14 protein-coding genes are annotated in these 18582 nt (G+C 66.1%); 9 read left to right on the forward strand and 5 right to left on the reverse strand.

Annotation, left to right across the window (positions count from 1 at the left end):
• Positions 1-3: 3 nt before the first annotated feature.
• Positions 4-654 (reverse strand): GntR family transcriptional regulator, encoded by a 651-nt coding sequence (locus VES41_RS04165; RefSeq protein ID WP_324813376.1) that lies wholly within the window; start codon positions 652-654, stop codon positions 4-6.
• A 133-nt stretch (positions 655-787) separates the two neighbouring features.
• Between VES41_RS04165 and scpA the strand changes: the two genes are divergently transcribed.
• From scpA to VES41_RS04205, 8 genes are all read left to right on the forward strand, one after another.
• Positions 788-2947, forward strand: coding sequence for a methylmalonyl-CoA mutase (gene scpA / locus VES41_RS04170; RefSeq protein ID WP_324813378.1), 2160 nt, complete (start codon positions 788-790; stop codon positions 2945-2947).
• On the forward strand, positions 2910-3989 hold the full coding sequence (meaB, locus tag VES41_RS04175; protein ID WP_414719021.1) for a methylmalonyl Co-A mutase-associated GTPase MeaB: 1080 nt from the start codon (positions 2910-2912) through the stop codon (positions 3987-3989). The genes scpA and meaB overlap by 38 nt, the downstream gene beginning before the upstream one ends.
• Before the next feature lie 49 nt (positions 3990-4038).
• A complete protein-coding gene (locus VES41_RS04180; RefSeq protein WP_324813384.1) occupies positions 4039-5571 on the forward strand; it encodes an acyl-CoA carboxylase subunit beta in 1533 nt (510 codons plus the stop codon).
• Positions 5572-5594: 23 nt separating this feature from the next.
• Positions 5595-6215 carry a glutathione S-transferase family protein gene (locus VES41_RS04185; protein ID WP_324813386.1) on the forward strand — a complete coding sequence of 207 codons (621 nt, stop codon included), beginning with the start codon at positions 5595-5597 and terminating at the stop codon, positions 6213-6215.
• A 21-nt stretch (positions 6216-6236) separates the two neighbouring features.
• The gene (locus VES41_RS04190) at positions 6237-8285 is read left to right on the forward strand and encodes an acetyl/propionyl/methylcrotonyl-CoA carboxylase subunit alpha (protein ID WP_324813389.1); all 2049 of its coding nucleotides are present in this window, start codon (positions 6237-6239) and stop codon (positions 8283-8285) included.
• The gene (gene bioB, locus VES41_RS04195; protein ID WP_414719022.1) at positions 8282-9328 is read left to right on the forward strand and encodes a biotin synthase BioB; all 1047 of its coding nucleotides are present in this window, start codon (positions 8282-8284) and stop codon (positions 9326-9328) included. Before VES41_RS04190 ends, bioB begins: the two co-directional genes overlap by 4 nt.
• Positions 9325-9819, forward strand: a complete 495-nt coding sequence (locus tag VES41_RS04200) for a VOC family protein (RefSeq protein ID WP_324813391.1) — start codon at positions 9325-9327, stop codon at positions 9817-9819. Before bioB ends, VES41_RS04200 begins: the two co-directional genes overlap by 4 nt.
• Positions 9820-10030: 211 nt before the next feature.
• The gene (locus tag VES41_RS04205) at positions 10031-12034 is read left to right on the forward strand and encodes a hybrid sensor histidine kinase/response regulator (RefSeq protein WP_324813394.1); all 2004 of its coding nucleotides are present in this window, start codon (positions 10031-10033) and stop codon (positions 12032-12034) included.
• Positions 12035-12061: 27 nt separating this feature from the next.
• On the opposite strand, the gene VES41_RS04210 is transcribed toward VES41_RS04205, so the two are convergent.
• The 4 genes from VES41_RS04210 to VES41_RS04225 all read right to left on the reverse strand — a co-directional run bounded on the left by VES41_RS04210 (position 12062) and on the right by VES41_RS04225 (position 16164).
• Positions 12062-12694, reverse strand: a complete 633-nt coding sequence (locus VES41_RS04210) for a LysE family translocator (protein ID WP_324813397.1) — start codon at positions 12692-12694, stop codon at positions 12062-12064.
• Positions 12691-13362: an electron transport complex subunit RsxB gene (gene rsxB, locus VES41_RS04215; protein ID WP_324813400.1), complete on the reverse strand. Its 672-nt coding sequence runs from the start codon at positions 13360-13362 to the stop codon at positions 12691-12693. Before rsxB ends, VES41_RS04210 begins: the two co-directional genes overlap by 4 nt.
• Positions 13363-13371: 9 nt before the next feature.
• Entirely contained in the window at positions 13372-14820 is a 1449-nt protein-coding gene (locus VES41_RS04220; RefSeq protein ID WP_324813402.1) for a polyhydroxyalkanoate depolymerase, read from the reverse strand.
• Between the two features lie 144 nt (positions 14821-14964).
• Positions 14965-16164: an amino acid aminotransferase gene (locus tag VES41_RS04225; RefSeq protein ID WP_324813405.1), complete on the reverse strand. Its 1200-nt coding sequence runs from the start codon at positions 16162-16164 to the stop codon at positions 14965-14967.
• A gap of 139 nt (positions 16165-16303) precedes the next feature.
• Between VES41_RS04225 and uvrB the strand changes: the two genes are divergently transcribed.
• Positions 16304-18412 (forward strand): excinuclease ABC subunit UvrB, encoded by a 2109-nt coding sequence (uvrB, locus tag VES41_RS04230; RefSeq protein WP_324813408.1) that lies wholly within the window; start codon positions 16304-16306, stop codon positions 18410-18412.
• Positions 18413-18582 lie beyond the last annotated feature (170 nt).

Raw genomic sequence — 18582 nt, forward strand, 5'->3', positions numbered from 1 at the left:
CTGTCAGGCTGCCGCTTCGAGCCCGTTGTCGAAGTGCAGGCGCATCTGCCGGGCGGCGCGCTGGGCGTCGCGTGCCTTGAGCGCGGCCATCAGTGCGCGGTGCTCGGCCAGCGATTCCTCGATGCGGCCGCTTTTGAGCAGCGAGTTGTGCCGGTTGAGCTTCATGACCTTGCGCAAGTCAGCCACCATCTGGTCGCGCCAGCGGTTGTCGGCCAGCGCCAGGAGCTTCATATGGAAGCGTTCGTTGACGGCGAAGAACTGGTCCCGGTCCACTTGACCGGGGCGTGCTGCCGCCTCCAGCTCGGCATGCAGGCCTTCGAGCTCGGCCAACTGCCCCGGGTCGGCGCGCTCGGCCACCACGGCGGCGGCGTCGCTTTCGAGCAGGCTGAGCAGGTGGTAGACGTCCGACAGGTCCTTGTCCGACACTTCCGTGACATAGGCGCCGCGCCGCACTTTCATGGTGACGAGTCCTTCAGCGGCCAGGACTTTCAGGGCCTCACGCAGGGGCGTGCGGCTGATGCCGTATTCCTCGGCCAGCTTGAGTTCGTCGATCCAGCTGCCGGGCTCCAGTTCGCGCCGGAAGATGCGCTGGCGCAGCAGCTCGGCAACCTCCTCGTAGAGGGCGCGCGGGGCGATGGGCAGGGCGGCGGACATGGCGTGAGTGTAGCGTTATTCGGAACTATGAATTCATAATTATGTTGGAGTAAACTCCCGTTCGTCGTCCGAATCGTCAAACTCCGGGCAAACCCCGAACCAACTGTCAGCCGCCTGTGAGCGAGCCGCGTCCATGAGCAAATCCGAACCGCAATTCCAATCCGCCAGCCTTGCAGACTGGTCCAAGGCCGCCGCCAAGTCCGCGCCGGGCGGCAACGTGGAGGCGTTGAACTGGATGACGCCGGACGGCATAGCGGTCAAGCCGCTCTACACCGCAGCCGACGTGCAAGGGCTGGCGCATGCCGACACCTTGCCCGGCTTCGAGCCCTACCTGCGCGGGCCGCAGGCCACGATGTACGCGGTGCGGCCCTGGACCATCCGCCAATACGCCGGCTTCTCGACGGCCGAGGAATCGAATGCGTTCTATCGCCAGGCACTGGCGGCGGGGGGGCAGGGCGTCTCGGTCGCCTTCGACCTGGCGACGCACCGCGGCTATGACAGCGATCACCCGCGGGTGACCGGCGACGTCGGCAAGGCCGGCGTGGCGATCGACAGCGTGGAGGACATGAAGATCCTGTTCGACGGCATCCCACTCGACAAGGTGAGTGTGTCCATGACCATGAACGGCGCCGTGCTGCCCGTGCTGGCCGGCTACGTCGTGGCCGCCGAGGAGCAGGGCGTGTCGCAGGACAAGCTGTCCGGGACCATCCAGAACGACATCCTCAAGGAGTTCATGGTCCGCAACACGTACATCTACCCGCCCGAGCCGAGCATGCGGATCGTGGGCGACATCATCGAGTACACGTCGCGCCACATGCCGAAGTTCAACTCGATCTCCATCTCCGGCTACCACATGCAGGAGGCCGGAGCGAACCAGGCCCTGGAACTCGCCTTTACGCTGGCCGACGGCAAGGAGTACGTCAAGACCGCGTTGGCCAAGGGGCTGGACGTGGACGATTTCGCCGGGCGGCTGTCGTTCTTCTGGGCCATCGGCATGAACTTCTATCTCGAAGTGGCCAAGATGCGGGCCGCGCGCCTGCTGTGGTGCCGGATCATGAAGGGCTTCGACGCGAAGAAGCCCAAGAGCCTGATGCTGCGCACGCACTGCCAGACGTCTGGCTGGTCGCTCACCGAGCAGGATCCCTACAACAACGTGGTGCGCACCACCATCGAGGCGATGGCGGCCGTGTTCGGCGGCACGCAGAGCCTGCACACCAATGCGCTGGACGAGGCGATCGCGCTGCCTTCGGAGTTCTCGGCCCGCATCGCCCGCAACACGCAGCTGATCATCCAGGAAGAGACCCACATCACCAACGTGATCGATCCCTGGGCCGGCAGCTACATGATGGAAAAGCTCACCCAGGACATGGCGGACAAGGCCTGGGAGATCATCGAGGAAGTCGAGGCCATGGGCGGCATGACGAAAGCCGTGGACTCCGGCTGGGCCAAGCTCAAGATCGAGGCGGCTGCGGCGGAAAAGCAGGCCCGCATCGACTCCGGCCAGGACGTGATCGTCGGCGTGAACAAGTACAAGCTCAAGAGCGAAGACGCCGTCGACACGCTCGAGGTGGACAACATGAAGGTGCGCGACCAGCAGGTCGCCCGCCTGGAGAAGGTTCGCGCCGCGCGCGACGATGCCAGGGCGCGGGCGGCGCTGGCGGCCTTGACCCAGGCCGCCGAGAGCGGACAGGGCAACCTGCTGGCCCTCGCCATCGACGCGGTGCGCCTGCGCGCCACGGTGGGCGAGGTCTCGGACGCCCTGGAGAAGGTTTTCGGCCGCCATCGGGCCGATACGCAAAAGGTGACCGGCGTGTACGCTGCTGCTTACGATTCGGCCGAAGGCTGGGAACAACTCAAGCAAGAGATCGACACCTTCGCCGAGGCGCAAGGGCGCCGTCCGCGCGTGATGATCTCGAAGCTCGGCCAGGACGGGCACGACCGTGGCGCCAAGGTGGTGGCCACCGCGTTCGCCGACCTGGGCTTCGACGTCGACATGGGCCCACTGTTCCAGACGCCGGAGGAATGCGCCCGCCAGGCCATCGAGAACGACGTGCATGCCGTGGGCGTCTCGACGCTCGCGGCCGGCCACAAGACGCTGGTGCCGGCGATCATCGCCGAGCTGAAGAAGCAGGGCGCGGACGACATCATCGTATTCGTCGGCGGCGTCATTCCGCGCCAGGACTACGACTTCCTGTACGAGGCGGGGGTCAAAGGCATCTATGGCCCCGGTACGCCGATCCCGGCCAGCGCGAAGGATGTGCTCGAGCAGATCCGGGCCGCGACGGCAGCCTGAAGTGGCGCGACCTCCGGTTACCGCCGAGTCGGTGTGCGGCGCGGAAGGGCTGGTGCAGCGCCGCGCCATCGCCAAGGCGATCACGCTGCTCGAATCCACCCGCGCCGACCACCGTGCGCAGGCGGACGAACTGCTCACCGCCCTGTTGCCGCACACCGGCCAGTCCTTCCGCCTCGGCATCTCCGGGGTACCGGGCGTCGGCAAGTCGACGTTCATCGAGACGCTGGGCCTGTTCCTGATCGAGCGCGGCCACCGTGTGGCGGTGCTCACGATCGACCCATCGTCGACGGTCTCGGGCGGCTCGATCCTGGGCGACAAGACGCGCATGGAGAGGCTGTCGGTGCACGAGCGCGCGTACATCCGGCCCAGCCCGTCGAGCGGCACGCTGGGCGGCGTGGCCGAGAAGACGCGCGAGAGCATGCTGGTGTGCGAGGCCGCCGGCTACGACATCGTCATCGTCGAGACCGTCGGCGTCGGCCAGTCCGAGACGGCGGTCGCCGGCATGACCGACATGTTCGTGCTGCTGCAGCTGCCCAACGCCGGCGACGACCTGCAGGCCATCAAGAAAGGCGTGATGGAGCTGGCCGACCTGGTGGTGATCAACAAGGCCGACATCGACCGCGACGCTGCGACTCGTGCCCAGGCCCAGATCACCTCGGCGCTGCGGCTGTTCGGCCAGCAGGGTCATCCGGACCATGCCTCGGCCGCACGCGACGCGCACGGCGCCGTGCTGGCGCAATGGGTGCCGCAGGTGCTGCAGATCAGCGCACTGGCCGGGACGAACATCGACGGCTTCTGGGCCGCCGTCTCGCGGTTTCGCGAAACGCAGGACGCCAACGGCAAGATCGCCACGCGGCGCGAGAAGCAGGCGCTGGCCTGGATGTGGGAGCGCATCGACGCCGGCCTCAAGCAGGCCTTCCGCCAGCATCCGCAGGTGCGCCTGCTGCTGCCGCAGATCACACAGCAGGTGGCCGGCGGGCAACTGCCAGCGTCCGCCGCAGCCCGCCGCCTGCTGGCCACGGCGGCCGGGCTGGGCGACTGAATTCAATCAAAGCACGACCAAGCACATTCCCTTCGCAAGAAAGAACATCATGCAAGATCTCATCGACGAACTCGAAAGGCGGCGCGCGCAGGCCCGCCTGGGCGGTGGCGAAAAGCGCATCGAGGCCCAGCACAGGAAGGGCAAGCTCACTGCCCGCGAGCGCATCGAACTGCTGCTGGACGACAACACCTTCGAAGAGTGGGACATGTTCGTCGAGCACCGGTGCACCGATTTCGGCATGGAGGACACCAGGATCCCCGGCGACGGCGTCGTGACCGGCTACGGCATGATCAACGGCCGCCTCGTGTTCGTGTTCAGCCAGGACTTCACCGTGTTCGGCGGCGCACTGTCCGAGGCGCATGCCGAGAAGATCTGCAAGGTGATGGACCAGGCCATGAAGGTCGGCGCGCCGGTGATCGGCCTGAACGACTCCGGCGGCGCCCGCATCCAGGAAGGCGTGGCCTCGCTCGGCGGCTACGCCGAAGTGTTCCAGCGCAATGTGATGGCCTCGGGCGTGGTGCCGCAGATCAGCATGGTCATGGGCCCTTGCGCCGGCGGCGCCGTGTACTCGCCGGCCATGACCGACTTCATCTTCATGGTCAAGGACAGCTCCTACATGTTCGTCACCGGCCCCGACGTGGTCAAGACGGTGACGCACGAGGAGGTCACGGCCGAGGAACTGGGCGGAGCTTCCACCCACACCACCAAGAGCGGCGTGGCAGACATGGCATTCGAGAACGACGTCGAAGCGCTGATGATGCTGCGCCGCCTGTTCAACTACCTGCCGCTGAACAACCGCGAGAAGCCGCCCGTGCGCCCGAGCGGCGACCCGGCAGATCGCATGGAACTGTCGCTCGACACGCTGGTGCCGGAGAACCCGAACAAGCCCTACGACATGAAGGAGCTGATCGGCAAGGTGGTGGACGATGGCGAGTTCTTCGAACTGCAGCCCGACTATGCAAAGAACATCGTGATCGGCTTCGGCCGCATGGACGGGCAGTCGGTAGGCATCGTCGCCAACCAGCCGCTGGTGCTGGCTGGCTGCCTGGACATCAAGAGTTCCATCAAGGCGGCGCGCTTCGTGCGCTTCTGCGATGCCTTCAATATCCCGGTGGTGACCTTCGTCGACGTGCCCGGCTTCATGCCTGGCACTAGCCAGGAGTACGGCGGCATCATCAAGCACGGCGCCAAGCTGCTGTATGCATACGCCGAGGCCACCGTGCCCAAGATCACCGTCATCACCCGCAAGGCCTACGGCGGCGCGTACGACGTGATGGCTTCCAAGCACCTGCGCGGCGACGTCAACCTTGCGTGGCCCCGTGCCGAGATCGCTGTGATGGGTGCCAAGGGTGCCGTCGAGATCATCTTCCGCGAAGACAAGAACGATCCGGCCAAGCTCGCCGCCCGCGAGGCCGAATACAAGAAGCGCTTCGCCAATCCCTTCGTGGCCAGCGCGCGCGGCTACATCGACGACGTGATCCTTCCGAGCGAGACGCGCAAGCGCATCTGCCGTTCGCTGGTCATGCTGCGCGACAAGAAGCTCGACAACCCGTGGCGCAAGCACGGGAACATCCCGCTGTGAGCGTCGCCAAGGAAGGAACAACGATGTCCATCAGCCTCTATTACCACCCCTACTCGCGCGCCGCCGGCACGATCTGGGCGCTCGAGGAAGCCGGCGTTCCCTACGACCTGAAGGTCGTCGACATCATGAAAGGGGAGCAGAAGGAGTCGGAGCTCGTCGCAAAGAATCCGATGGGCAAGCTGCCGACGCTCGTCGATGGCGACGTCGTGGTCACGGAGTCGGCTGCCATTGCGCTGTACCTGGCGGACCGCTATGCAGCCGGCCGGCTGGCGCCGGCGCTGGACGCGCCCGAGCGCGGCACCTATCTGCGCTGGGCCTTCTTCGCGCCCAGCGTGATCGAGCCGGCGGTGATGGCGCGTGGTGCGGGCTGGGAAGTCAAGGAGATCGCGGCGGGCTGGGGCAACTACGCGGCCATGCTCGCCACGGCGCAGACCGCCATTGCCGGCAGGGACTTCCTGCTGGGCGATACGTTCTCGATGGCGGACGTCGTGTTCGGCGGCTTGCTGCGCTTCCTGATGGGATTCAAGCAGATCGAGCCGACAGCGGCGTTCTCGGCCTATGTCGATCGCCTCGATGCCCGTCCGGCCTTCCAGCGCGCCGAAGCGCGCAACATGGCGATGCGCAAGGAACTCGGGCTCAAGTAGTCCGGTACGGAGAAATAGCAAATGTTCAAGAAGATCCTGATTGCCAACCGCGGCGAGATCGCATGCCGGGTGATCGCGACGGCCCGCAAGATGGGCATCCAGACCGTGGCCGTGTATTCGGATGCGGACAAGGAGTCGCGCCATGTCGAACTGGCTGATGAGGCGGTGCACATCGGCGCGGCGCCCTCGCGCGAGAGCTACCTGCAGGCGGACCGCATCATCGCCGCGTGCAAGAAGACTGGTGCCGAGGCGGTGCATCCGGGCTACGGCTTCCTGTCGGAGAACGAGGGCTTCGCCAGGAAGGTGGAAGAAGAGGGCATCGTCTTCATCGGGCCGAAGCACTATTCGATCGCCGCGATGGGCGACAAGATCGCGTCCAAGAAGCTGGCGAACGAAGCGAAGGTGAACACCATACCCGGCTGGAACGACGCGATCGAGACGCCGGAGGCGGCGGTGCAGATTGCCAAGGACATCGGCTACCCGGTGATGATCAAGGCCAGCGCCGGCGGCGGCGGCAAGGGCCTGCGGGTGGCGTTCAACGACAAGGAGGCGTTCGAGGGATTCTCGTCGTGCCGCAACGAGGCACGCAATTCCTTCGGGGACGACCGCGTCTTCATCGAGAAGTTCGTCGAAGAGCCGCGTCACATCGAGATCCAGGTCCTGGGCGACGCGCACGGCAATGTGATCTACCTGAACGAGCGTGAGTGCTCGATCCAGCGGCGGCACCAGAAGGTGATCGAGGAGGCGCCGTCGCCCTTCATCAGCGAGGAAACGCGCCGGGCCATGGGCGAGCAGGCGGTGGCGCTTGCCAAGGCGGTGAAGTACCAGAGCGCGGGCACGGTGGAGTTCGTGGTCGGCAAGGACCAGAGCTTCTACTTCCTGGAGATGAACACCCGCCTGCAGGTGGAGCACCCGGTGACCGAATGCATCACCGGCCTGGACCTGGTGGAACTGATGATCCGCGTCGCCGCGGGCGAGCAGCTGCCGCTGGCACAGGCGGACGTCCAGCGCAACGGATGGGCAATCGAATGCCGCATCAACGCGGAAGACCCGTTCCGCAACTTCCTGCCGTCCACCGGCCGCCTGGTGCGCTTCGAGCCGCCCAGGGAAAGCATGTTCGCCGCCGACACGGAGCATCTCTACGGCGTGCGGGTGGACACCGGCGTGTACGACGGCGGCGAGATCCCGATGTACTACGACTCGATGATCGCCAAGCTGATCGTGCACGGGCGGGACCGGGCCCATGCCATCGCGCGCATGCGCGAGGCGCTCAACGGATTCGTGATCCGCGGTGTGTCGAGCAACATACCGTTCCAGGCTGCATTGCTGGCGCACCCGAAGTTCATGGCCGGCGACTTCAACACCGGCTTCATCGCCGAGCACTACGCCGAGGGGTTCCACGCCGAAGACGTGCCGCACCGCGAGCCGGGCTTCCTGATCGCGTTGGCGGCGTTCATGAATCGCCGTTACCGGGCACGCGCATCGCGCATCAGCGGCCAGCTCGAAGGCCACGGCGTGAAGATCGGCGAGCAGTTCGTCGTCGTCACTCAGGAGGCCAACGGCACGCAGCATCACAGCGCGGTATCGGTTACCGACTTCGAAGGCAGCACGGGCGCCAGCGCAGTGACCGTCGAAGGCAAGACCTACCAGATGGTCACGCGCGCACCGCTCGGCGCGGTCTGCGTGCAGGGCACCGTCAACGGCCAGCCTTTCACGGCGCAGGTCGAGCGCGGCAGCGGCAAGAACCCACTGGCGCTGCGCATCTCGCACGACGGCGCCCAGATCGAGGCGATGGTGCTGTCGCCGCGCGGCGCGGGGCTGCTCAAGCTGATGCCCTACAAGGCGCCGCCGGACCTGAGCAAGTTCCTGATGTCGCCGATGCCGGGTCTGCTGGTCGAGGTGGCGGTCGAGCCGGGACAACAGGTGCGCGCGGGCGAGAAGCTGGCCGTGATCGAGGCAATGAAGATGGAGAACGTGCTGTTCGCATCGCAGGACGGCGTCGTCGCGCAGGTGCGTGCCGGCAAGGGCGAATCGCTGGCGGTGGACCAGGTCATCATGGAGTTCGCATGAGCGCAGCGCCTGTACACGAAGCGCCTGTCGAGTTGCGCCGTCGCTCGGCAGCGCCGGCGCCGGCCGCGGCGCCCCGCTGGTCCGTCCCGGATGTCCAGGCCTTGCTCGACAAGCCGTTGATGGACCTGTTGTTCCAGGCCCAGACCGTCCATCGGAAGCACTGGCCCGCCGGGGACATCGAGTTGGCGACGCTGCTGTCGGTCAAGACGGGTGGCTGCCCGGAGAACTGCGGCTATTGCCCGCAGGCGGCGGAGTTCGACACCGGCGTCAAGGCGCAGAAGCTCATGGAGGTGGACGAGGTGGTGCGCGCCGCCCAGGCCGCCAAGGACGCCGGCGCGTCGCGCTTTTGCATGGGCGCCGCCTGGCGCGCACCGAAGGACCGCGACATCGAGAAAGTGGCGCGGCTGGTGTCCGCCGTGAAGGGGCTGGGCCTGCAGACCTGCGCCACCCTGGGCATGCTCGAGGCGCACCAGGCGCGATCGCTCAAGGACGCGGGCCTGGACTACTACAACCACAACCTGGACACGGCGCCCGAGTACTACGGCGACATCGTCGACACCCGCACCTACCAGGATCGCCTGGACACGCTGGCGCATGTGCGCGGCGCCGGCATAAGCGTGTGTTGCGGCGGCATCGTGGGCATGGGCGAAGCGCCCGTCCACCGTGCCGGCCTGATCGCCCAACTGGCCAACATGGATCCGTACCCGGAATCGGTGCCCATCAACAGCCTGGTGCGCGTGCCCGGCACGCCGCTGGCCGACAGCGATCCGATCGATCCGCTGGATTTCGTACGCGTGATCGCTGTCGCGCGCATCACCATGCCGACGGCGCGGGTGCGACTGTCGGCCGGCCGGCAGCAACTGGGCGAGCCGGTGCAGGCGCTGTGCTTTCTCGCTGGCGCCAATTCGATCTTCTATGGGGACAAGCTGCTGGTGACCGGCAACCCGGACCTGGAGGCGGATGCCAGGCTGCTCTCCCGGCTCGGCCTGCCGTCCACGGCCGTCATCTCGTCCGAACCCGGTCAAGGCACTTCCCGATCATGATTCAAGCAACACAACGCCCCTTCAAGGTGCTGGGCGTCCAGCAGATCGCCATCGGCGGCACCGACAAGCTGCGCCTGCAGAAGCTCTGGGTGGAGATGCTCGGACTGACGGTCACCGGCACCTTCCGCAGCGAGCGGGAGAACGTCGACGAGGACATCTGCGCGATCGGCGATGGCCCTTTCAAGGTCGAGGTCGACCTGATGCAGCCGCTCGATCCTGACAAGAAACCGGCTGTTCACGCCACGCCGCTGAACCACATCGGCCTGTGGATCGACGACCTTCCGGCGGCGGTGGAATGGCTGGCCGGACAGGGCGTGCGATTTGCGCCCGGGGGCATCCGCAAGGGCGCGGCCGGGTTCGACATCTGCTTTCTGCACCCGAAGGCAAGCGACGAGTTCCCGATCGCGGGCGAGGGCGTGCTGATCGAGCTGGTGCAGGCTCCGCCTGAAGTGGTCGGCGCCTTTGCGGCCCTGGCGCAAGGCGCAGCCTGACGGGAACGGGCGCCGCGCCGCCCGTGCCGCCGGCCGGCGCCGCCGCCCGGGTGGCGCCAGCCCCAATTGCCTTGCGCCGGCCGATACGCGATGCTCGGTCCAAAGCGCAGGTGCGTGCCCTGCGCGCCCACACGTGCCATCCATGACATCGAGCCAGCATCCCATCTCTGCGGAACACCGCGCGCCCTGGCCACCCGCGTCGTCAAGCATCATGAGCCGCAAGGTGCGCGAATTCGACTGGGCCAATCACGTGCTCGGGCCGCCGCAGGGGTGGCCGCTGGCGCTGCGATTCGCCGCGGACATGGTGCTGTCGTCCTATTTCCCGAAGTGCCTGGTCTGGGGCAGGGAGTTGACGACCATCTACAACGACGCGTTTCGCCTGATCCTCGGCGACAAGGCCGAAGCGCTGGGACGACCGTTTTCGGAGGTCTGGAGCGAGGCCTGGCCGCAGATCGGGCCGATCGCCGCGCGTGCATTCGCCGGGGAGGCCACGTTCATCGAGGACTTTCCCCTGGCCATCAATCGGCACGGCTACATCGAGCAGGCCTATTTCACCTTCTGCTACAGCCCCGTGCGCGACGAGCACGGTCGGGTGGTCGGCATGATGGACACGGTCATGGAGACGACTGCCAAGTTCAATGCCCTGCGGCGCCTGAACGAACAAGCGGCGTCCCTGGCGCAGGAAGTGCGTGCGCGCACGGAGGACCGCGACAGGATCTGGCAGCTGGCGCAAGACCCGATGGTCGTGTGCCGTCGTGATTCAACGCTGGTGTCGACGAACCCCGCCTGGTCGGCACTGGTCGGCGGCAGCAATGCCGAGCCCCCGGGGCACAGCTTCGTCGAGCACGTGCATCCGGACGATCGCCAGGAGACGCGCGACTTCATGGCCGGCTTGCCGAGGCTGGGCACGTCCTTCCAGCTCGAATGCCGATGCCTGCGGGCAGCCGGCGGTCATCGCACCCTCGTCTGGAGCACCGTGCCGGACGAGGATCTCCTGTTTCTGGTGGGGCGCGACGTTACCGACGAGCGTGTCGCCGCCGCAGCCTTGAAGCGAACCGAAGCGGCGCTTCACCAGGCGCAGAAGATGGAAAGCGTCGGCCAGCTCACGGGCGGGGTCGCCCACGATTTCAACAACCTGCTGCACGTCATCTCGGGCAACCTGCAGTTGCTTTCGCGCGTCGTCGGCGTCGACGAGAGAGCCGAGCGCTATCTCGACAATGCCCTGAACAGTGTTCAGCGCGGCGCCAAGCTGGCCAGCCAGTTGCTGGCCTTTGCCAGGCGACAGCCGCTCGAACCGAGAGTGGTCAACATCGGCAGGCTTCTGCCCGGCATCGAGGACATGCTGCGCCGCACGATCGGCGAAGGCATCGAGATCGAAGCAACGATCTCGGGCGCACTGTGGAACTGCTTCGTCGACGCTGCGCAGCTCGAGAACGCTGTGCTCAACCTGGCCATCAATGCACGCGATGCGATGGAAGGCGTCGGCCGGCTGACGATCGAGACAGCCAACATCTACCCGGACGACACGAGCGTCACCGGCGACCCCGACATGAGCGCCGGCGAGTACGTGATGCTGGCCGTGGCGGATACCGGCTGCGGCATGGGGCCCGAGCTGCTCGAAAAGGTATTCGAGCCGTTCTTTTCGACCAAGGTCGATGGCAAGGGTAGCGGGCTGGGCCTGTCGATGGTCTACGGATTCGTCAAGCAGTCCGGCGGGCATGTGAAGATCCATAGCCGGCCTGGACAGGGCACGACGGTTCGCATGCTTCTGCCGCGCGTTGCCGCGGACGAGGACATGGTCCTGGCGCCAGCGGGGGACGAAATGGTCGGCGGCGCCGAGACCATCCTCGTGGCGGAAGACGACGATGACGTGCGCGCCACGGTCGTCGAACTGCTCACCCAACTGGGTTATCGGGTGCTGAAGGCACGCGACGCCACGTCGGCGCTGGCCATCATCGACAGTGGCGTGCAGGTGGACATGCTGTTCACTGACGTGGTCATGCCCGGATCGCTGCGCAGCCCCGAACTTGCCGCCCGTGCGCGCGAACGCCTGCCGAATATCGCGGTGCTCTTCACCTCGGGCTATACCCAGGACGCCATCGTCCACGAAGGCCGGCTGGACGCAGGCGTGGAACTGATCAGCAAGCCATATACGCAGGACAAGTTGGCACGCAAGATCCGGAGCGCCTTCGCCAAGGCGAGCCGCGACGCCTGACAGTGCGCCTCGCTCGTCGCGGGCCGGTCAGGCGCCCGGCCGTCGCCAGAAGGCCAGTGTGGCTGCCAGCGCCCACATGCCGGCAGCGCAGCCGCGATTCATCCGCCGCAGGTTGCGCCGGGACAGCCAGCGCACAGCCTGCGTGCCGGCACCGGCATACGCCAGCATGATGACCGTGTCGAGCGCGATGAAGATGACGCCCAGTAGAAGGTACTGCGGCGCCTGCGGCGCGCCCGTGTCGATGAACTGGGGCAGAAATGCGCCGAAGAAGAGCACGGTCTTGGGGTTCGACAGCGCCACCGTCAGGCTGCGGACCAGCGCCTGGGGGCCTTGCGGCGCGAGGTTCGGACGCGCCAGCATGGCGTCCACGTCGTCGACCGGGCTGCGCCACAGGCGGATGCCCAACCAGACCAGGTATGCCACCCCGGCCGCCCGCAGCGCGTTGAACAGCCATTCGGAAGCGGCAAGCAGCGAGCCCAGCCCGAGCGCCACCACGGCGATGATGATGCTGCTGCCCAGGATGGCGCCGGCCATGCCCCATCGCGCCCGTCGCATCCCGCCGGTGATGCCGTTGGACATGGCCAGCAGCATGGTCGGGCCGGGGGTCGCCGCCAGCACGAGCGAGGCGGCGGTGTAGATGAGAAGGGTGTCGGTTTTCATCGGGGCAGCTTGGACGTGTCGGCGGGCTTTCGGGCGCGTGCCTTGGCAAGTGCCGCCTCGATCAAGGCGCGCTTGCGTGCCTGGGCGTCGTCGGCGAGTGCGGCTTCGGTGGACGTCGCGGGCTCGTGGCCGCCCGGCTCACCCGTGAGAGTGGCCGACGCCGAACCTTCTGCCTGCGCAAGTCGTTCCTTGTGCGCGGCGTAGCGCCGGCGCGCCGCGTCGGCCTGCGTGGCCGACCAGGCTTGCCAGCCGCTGCGTCCCGGCGTGACGACTTCGAGCGAAATGCAGTCGACCGGGCACACCGGGATGCAGCGCTCGCAGCCGGTGCAATGGGGTTCGATCACCGTGTGCATGCGCTTGTTGATGCCGACGATCGCGTCCGTCGGACAGGCGTCCAGGCACAGCGTGCAGCCGATGCACCAGTGCTCGTCGATCACCGCCAGCGAGCGCGGCCCCTCGATGCCGAACTCGGCGCCCAGCGGGCGGACGGGGCGGCCGGTGATGCGCGCCAATGCCTCGATGCCCGCGGCGCCGCCTGGCGGGCATTGGTGGACGTCGGCGTCGCCGCTGGCAATGGCCTGCGCATAGCCGGCGCAATCGGGGTAGCCGCAACGCGTGCACTGCGTCTGCGGCAATGCGTTCTCGATGCGCGCGGCCAGCGAAATCATGGAACGGGCCTAGGCGGCCTTCTTGCGCGCGACTGGCGAGCCCGTGCGCCGGGCAAACCCGGCGGTCTTCCGACCAGGCGCGGCCTTGGCGGCGGTTCGATCTTGCGAAGCGCCCGAACTGGCGCGTGCGCGCGTGAGGCGTGCGCTGACCGCATCCTCCGAGCTCACGGGCGCACGCGTGACGCGGTGCGTCTGGGGCTGGTCCTGCGCGGCAATGAAGGCCTTGACCTGCGGGTAGACGATGTCACGCCAGCGGCGACCGCTGAAGATGCCGTAGTGGCCGGCGCCCTTGACCTCGAGGTGATGCCGGTGATCCTGCGCAATGCCGGTGCACAGGTCGTGCGCAGCCTTGGTCTGGCCCGAGCCCGAGATGTCGTCGAGCTCGCCTTCGATCGTCAGAAGGCCGCTGGTGCGGATGTCCTGCGGGCGCACGCGCTCGAGTTGGCCCTTTTCATTGCGCACGTCCCAGTTGCCATGCACCAGCCGGAATTCCTGGAACACCGTGCGAATCGTGTCGAGGTAGTAGTCGGCGTCCATGTCGAGCACGGCGTTGTACTCGTCGTAGAACTTGCGGTGCGTCTCGGCACTGGCGTCGTCGCCCTTGACCAGATCCTTGAAGTAGTCGTAATGGCTCTTGGCGTGCCGGTCTGGGTTCATGGCCACGAAGCCGGTGTGCTGCAGGAAGCCCGGGTACACCCGCCGCCCCTCGCCGGGGAAACCCTGCGGCACCCGGTAGATGACGTTGTTCTCGAACCATTCGTAGCTCTTGTTCATCGCCAGGTTGTTCACCGCGGTAGGCGACTTGCGCGCGTCGATGGGCCCGCCCATCATCGTCAGCGACAGTGGTAGCGCCTCACCACGGCTGGCCATGAGCGACACCGCGGCCAGCACCGGCACCGTGGGCTGGCACACGCTCATGACGTGGCAATGGCCATAGGTGTGCTGCAGGTGGCGGATGAACTGCTGCACGTTGTTGATGTAGTCGTCGAGGCCGAATTCGCCTTCGGACAACGGCACCGTACGTGCGTTCTTCCAGTCGGTGATGTAGACCTTGTGGTCCTGCAGCATGGTGCGCACCGTGTCGCGCAGCAAGGTGGCGTAGTGCCCGGACAGGGGAGCCACGATCAATACAACCGGTTGCGCCTTGAGCAGCGTCAGCGTGTGCGGATCGTCCGTGTAGCGCTTGAATCGGCGCAACTCGCAGAATGGCTTTTCGAGCTCGACGAACTCCTGGATGACGACTTCCGCGTCGCCCACGGAGACGGTCTTGATGTTGAACTCGGGCTTCTCGTAGTCCTTGCCGAGGCGATAGAGCAGGTCGTAGCTGGCGGAAAGGCGCTGCGCCATGGGCAACTGGCTGAAGCCCGTGCCGCTGCCAAACAGCTTGGAGGCTGCCTGGGCGAAGTCGGCGAACGGCTCCATGAGAGAGCGCTGCGCTTCGTAGAGTTGGTAGAGCATCGCGGAAGCTTTCTGTAGTCTTTTGTGTTGCAGTGCAATATAGCAGCGGGATACGTCGCCCGGCAGGCGTCGAATCCCTACACGACCGTCAGAAATGTCTCCAACATGTCAGTGGAGCGCCTGAGCGCCCACTTTTGTCACGAATCAGCTCAATACTTTGGCGATGCTCTGGCAGACGTATCCGATGTTCTTGCTGTTGAGCGCGGCGACGCACATGCGGCCGGTATCGGTGCCGTAGACGCCGTACTCGTTGCGCAGGGTGACCATCTGGTCCTTGGTCAGGCCCGAGTAGCTGAACATGCCGATCTGCTGGGTGATGAACGACATGTCGCGCTTGACGCCCGCGGCCTTGAGGCCGTCCACCAGCTTGTGGCGCATGGCCTTGATGCGGTCACGCATTTCCGCCAGTTCCTTTTCCCACACCGCGCGTCGCTGCGGGTCGCCGAGCACGGCGGCCACCACGGCGCCGCCATGGATGGGCGGATTGCTGTAGTTGGTGCGAATGGCGATCTTGAGCTGCGACAGCACGCGATCGGCTTCTTCCTTGGTGGCGCACAGCACCGACAGCGCACCGACCCGCTCGCCGTACAGGCTGAAGCTCTTCGAGAAGGAGGTAGAGACGAAGAAGCTCAGGCCGGCGGCGACGAACTTGCCGATCACTGCGCCGTCCTCGGCAATGCCGTAACCGAAGCCCTGGTAAGCCATGTCCAGGAATGGCACCAGGTGCTTGGCGCGGACCACGCCGATGACCTGATCCCATTGGTCGGTCGTCAGGTCGTAGCCGGTGGGGTTGTGGCAGCAGGCATGCAGTACCACGATGGTGCCGGCGGGCGCCGAGCCCAGGGCTTCGAGCATCCCGTCGAAGTTCACGCCCCGCTTTTCGGCGTCGTAGTAGGCATAGGTTTCGACGGGGAAGCCCGCGTTGGTGAACAGGGCGCGGTGGTTTTCCCAGCTCGGATCGCTGATCAGGACCTTCGCGTCCGGGTTGATCTTCTTGAGGAAATCGGCGCCCACCTTGAGGCCGCCGGTGCCGCCGATCGCCTGGATGGTCGCCACCCGGCCGGACTGCACCGGCTCGCTTTCCGCGCCGAAGACGAGGCCCTTGACGGCCTTGTCGTAGGCGGCGATGCCGTCAATGGGCAGATAGCCGCGTGCGGTGGGGGCCTTCATCATGTCCGCCTCGGCTGCCTTGACGCACTCGAGCAGCGGCAGCTTGCCGTTGTCGTCGTAGTAGACGCCCACGCCCAGGTTGACCTTGTTCGGGTTGGTGTCGGCAGCGTACTGCTCGTTCAGGCCCAGGATCGGGTCGCGCGGCGCCATCTCGACGGCGGTGAAGATAGACATGTTGGAAGCGTCCTTAGAAGTCGGTCGGTTCGCCCGTTGGCAGGAAGGTCGGGCTTTTTCACGAACTGGCGCCAGGGTTTAACCTATCCAGTTCGCTTGAATTTTAGCGTTTGCGACGCACCTGATCGGGGTACACCCTATGTCTGCATCTCCCGAAACCGTTTCTCCCCTGGCCGAGGCCGGCGCCGACACGCCCAGCGACACCGGTGAATTCATCTCGTTCCCGGATTCGCCGTTCCAGTTGTTCCAGCCCTATCCGCCGGCCGGCGACCAGCCGACCGCCATCGCCCAGCTGGTCGATGGGGTGCGCGACGGCGAGGTCTACCAGACCCTGCTGGGCGTGACCGGCTCCGGCAAGACCTTCACCATGGCCAACGTGATCGCCCGGACAGGGCGCCCGGCCATCGTCTTCGCGCCGAACAAGACCCTGGCGGCGCAGCTGTACAGCGAGTTCCGCGAGTTCTTCCCCAAGAACGCCGTGGAGTACTTCGTCAGCTACTACGACTACTACCAGCCGGAGGCCTACGTGCCCCAGCGCGATCTGTTCATTGAGAAGGACAGCTCGATCAACGAGCACATCGAGCAGATGCGCTTGTCGGCCACCAAGAGCGTGCTGGAGCGGCGCGACACGGTGATCGTCGCCACCGTGAGCGCCATCTACGGCATCGGCGCCCCGGAGGACTACACGCAGATGCGTTTCATCCTGCGCACGGGCGACAAGATCGATCAGCGCGACGTGATCGGCCGGTTGATCCGCATGCAGTACACCCGCAACGAATCCGATTTCGTGCGGGGCACGTTCCGCGTGCGCGGCGACACCATCGACGTGTTCCCGGCCGAGCACAGCGAACTGGCCATCCGCATCGAGCTGTTCGACGACGAGGTCGAGTCGTTGCAACTGTTCGACCCGCTCACCGGGCGCATCCGGCAGAAGATTCCGCGCTTCACCATCTACCCATCCAGCCACTACGTGACGCCGCGGGACAAAGTGCTGCGCGCCGTCGAGACGATCAAGCTGGAACTGGCCGAGCGGCTCAAGGAACTGCTGGCCGGCGGCAAGCTGGTGGAAGCCCAGCGCCTGGAACAGCGCACGCGCTTCGACCTCGAAATGCTGGCCGAGATCGGCCATTGCAAGGGCATCGAGAACTACAGCCGGCACTTGTCTGGTGGTGCCCCGGGCGACCCGCCGGCGACACTGACCGACTACCTGCCCAAGGACGCCTTGATGTTCCTGGACGAAAGCCACCAGATGATCGGGCAGCTCAACGCCATGTACAACGGCGACCGCGCCCGCAAGACCACGCTGGTGGAATACGGATTTCGGCTGCCGTCGGCGCTGGACAACCGGCCGCTGAAGTTCGAGGAATTCGAGCGGCGCATGCGCCAGTGCATCTTCGTCTCGGCCACGCCCGCGGACTATGAGAAGCAGCATGCCGGCCAGGTGGTGGAGCAACTGGTGCGGCCGACGGGCCTGATCGATCCGCTGGTGGAGGTCCGGCCGGCCACGCACCAGGTGGATGACGTGCTCCAGGAGATCCGCCTGCGCGTCGAGCGCGGCGAGCGGGTGCTCATCACGACGCTGACCAAGCGCATGGCCGAGCAGCTGACCGACTACCTGAGCGACAACGGCGTGAAGGTGCGCTACCTGCACAGCGACGTCGACACCGTCGAGCGGGTGGAGATCATCCGCGACCTGCGCCTGGGCGCCTTCGACGTGCTGGTGGGCATCAACTTGCTGCGTGAAGGCCTGGACATCCCCGAGGTGTCCCTGGTGGCCATCCTCGACGCCGACAAGGAGGGCTTCCTGCGGGCGGAGCGGTCCCTGATCCAGACCATCGGGCGGGCGGCCCGCAACCTGAACGGGACCGCCATCCTCTATGCCGATCGCATCACGGACTCGATGAAGAAGGCCATGAGCGAGACGGAGCGGCGACGCGCCAGGCAGATCGCCTACAACGAGGAGCACGGGATCACGCCGCGCAGCATCGTCAAGCGGGTGCGCGACCTGATCGACGGGGTCTACAGCGAAAAGAGCGGCAAGGAGCAGGCCCAGCGCGAGGTCGAGCGCGCCCGCGTCGAAGACATGAGCGAAAAGGATGTGGCGCGCGAGATCAAGCGCCTCGAAAAGCAGATGCTCGAGCATGCCCGGAACCTGGAGTTCGAGAAGGCCGCCCGGGTGCGGGACCAACTGGCCTTGCTGCGTGAGCAGGCGTTCGGCGCGTCGGGCGAGGACCATGTGGCAGCCTGAGGTCGGGCGCAATCCAGGGCTTTCGCCCGGGCGATAGCCGCCCGGATCGGTATTAACCCGGGCGCCATCCAGGAATCTGGTATACTTGACTCAATTACTCAACAACAGCAGAAACTTCGCGATGAAGGGCTGGCTCCAAACCATTGGACGAGATCCAGGGCCACGGCAGC

Source organism: Variovorax sp. (genome assembly GCF_035634955.1).
GTDB lineage: Bacteria > Pseudomonadota > Gammaproteobacteria > Burkholderiales > Burkholderiaceae_C > Variovorax.